The 2,044-nt window shown below is 73.4% G+C and carries 2 protein-coding genes; both read right to left on the reverse strand.

Annotated features, from left to right (window positions below):
* On the reverse strand, positions 1–1,382 hold a 1,382-nt coding region (locus tag H3C53_13370; GenBank protein ID MBW7917657.1), incomplete at its 3' end, for an aldehyde dehydrogenase (NADP(+)).
* Positions 1,379–2,044 (reverse strand): dihydrodipicolinate synthase family protein (locus H3C53_13375; GenBank protein ID MBW7917658.1); only part of this gene is annotated, 666 nt, incomplete at its 5' end. The genes H3C53_13370 and H3C53_13375, both read right to left, overlap by 4 nt.

The following is a 2,044-nucleotide window of genomic DNA, read 5'->3' on the forward strand; positions in this document are numbered from 1 at the left end:
GAGGTGGCGGGGTAGGGGCCGCCGTGCACCATGGCGGGGCCGACCTCGACGCCGGTGGGGAACTGGTTGAGGATCACGCGGCCGACGCGCTCGGCGAGGAGCTCGACCAGCGGCGCCAGCTCGGGGAGCTCGGCCGCCTCGGCGTGGATGGTGGCGGTCAGCTGCCCCTCGATGGCGGAGGCGAACTCGGCCAACTCGGCCGGGTCGCGGTAGCGGAGCACGAGCGTGCTCGGGCCGAACACCTCGCTCAGCAGCCTGGGCTCCTCGAGGGCGGCCCGCACGTCGGCCTCCCACAGGGTGGCGCTCCCGTGGGCGCCGCCCGCGCCCGCCGCCCCGCGGGCGACCTCGTGCCCGCCGGCGGCGGCCAGCTCCTGCAGGCCTTGGCCGTAACGCTCGCACACGCCGTGGTTGAGCATCACCCCGGCCTCCGCCGCGGCGGTGAGCTCGGCGAGGCGCGCCACGAATGCGTCCCCCGCCGCGCCGGTGGGGACGAGCGTGACGCCGGGGTTGGTGCAGAACTGGCCGACGCCCAGCGTGAAGGAGGCGAACAGGCCCTGCGCCAGCGCCTCGGAGCGCGCCGCGAGCGCGCCGGCCGTCACGAACACGGGGTTCACGCTGCCCATCTCGGCGTACACGGGGATCGGCTCGGGCCTCGCGGCGGCCACGCGCATGAGCGCCTCCCCGGCGCCACGGCTGCCGGTGAAGCCCACGGCCTTGATCTCGGGGCGTTGCACGAGGGCCTGGCCCATCTCGAAGCCGGCCTCGAGCACGAGCCCGAAGACGCCCTCCGGCATGCCGGTGACGTGCGCCGCCTCGAGGATCACGTCGGCCACGAGCTTGGAGGTGCCCGGGTGCGACGGGTGCGCCTTGGCGATGACGGGGCAGCCGGCCGCGAGGGCGGAGGCCGTGTCGCCGCCCGCCACCGAGAAGGCCAGCGGGAAGTTGCTGGCGCCGAACACGGCCACGGGGCCGAGTGGGCGGCGCATGGAGCGCACGTCCGGCTTGGGCGCGGGCTGGCGGCCGGGGTCGCCGGGGTCGATGCGCGGCTCGGTCCAGGCGTCGTCCTCGATGAGGCGCGCGAACATGCGGAGCTGGTTGCTGGTGCGGCTCACCTCGCCGCGGATGCGCCCCTCGGGGAGGCCCGATTCGGCGACGGCGCGCTCGGTGACGGCGTCGGCCTCGGCCTCGAGCCCGGCCGCGATGGCGTCCAGGAAGCGGGCGCGCTCGGCGCCGGGCAGGCGCGAGTAGGGGAGGAACGCGGCCTTCGCCGCCGTGGCGAGCTCCGCCAGTTCGTGGGGCGTGGTCGTCTCGAACTCGCCGTCGAGGTGGGTGAGGGTGCGGGGGTCGACGGCGCTGAAGGCGCCCGCGTGAGTGGGCGTCACGCCCCCACCTTCAGGTTGGGCCGGTTGGCGAAGCCCTCCTCGATCGTCCGCATGACCTCGGCCAGCTCCTCGCCCTCCAGCGCGTAACGCGGCGCGCGCACGCTGGAGCTGCCCCAACCGGCGTACTCGACGGCCAGCTTGATCTTCTGCACGAACTTGGTGCCGATGTCGAGGCGCAACAGGGGCAGGAACCAGCTGTAGAGCTCGAACGCCTCCTCCTTGCGGCCGGCGCGCGCCAGCTCGTAGAGCCTGACCGACTCCTCGGGCATGGCGTTCACGAGCCCCGCGATCCAGCCCACTGCCCCGGCGTAGGTGGCCTCGACGAACAGGTCGTCGACGCCTATCAGGATCTTGAAGTCGTCGTTCATGAGGGTCCGCAGCCAGGTGATGCGCCTGAGGTCGGCGGTGGACTCCTTGATGGCCTGCGCGTTCGGGTGCTCGCGCACGATCTCGGCCACCTGCGGCGGCAGGAAGTCGGTCTTGTAGGCGATCGGGTTGTTGTAGAGCATGCACGGCAGGTCGGTTGCCGCCAAGACGGAGGTGACGTGGCCCTTCATCTCTCGGTAGTCGCTCGAGTAGGCGTAGGGCGGGAGCACCATGAAGCCGCTGGCGCCCGCCGCCTTGGCCTCCTTGGCGAAGCGCACCGCCTCGGCCGTGCTGAG

The sequence above is a fragment of the Trueperaceae bacterium genome, assembly GCA_019454765.1.
Classification (GTDB): domain Bacteria; phylum Deinococcota; class Deinococci; order Deinococcales; family Trueperaceae; genus JAAYYF01.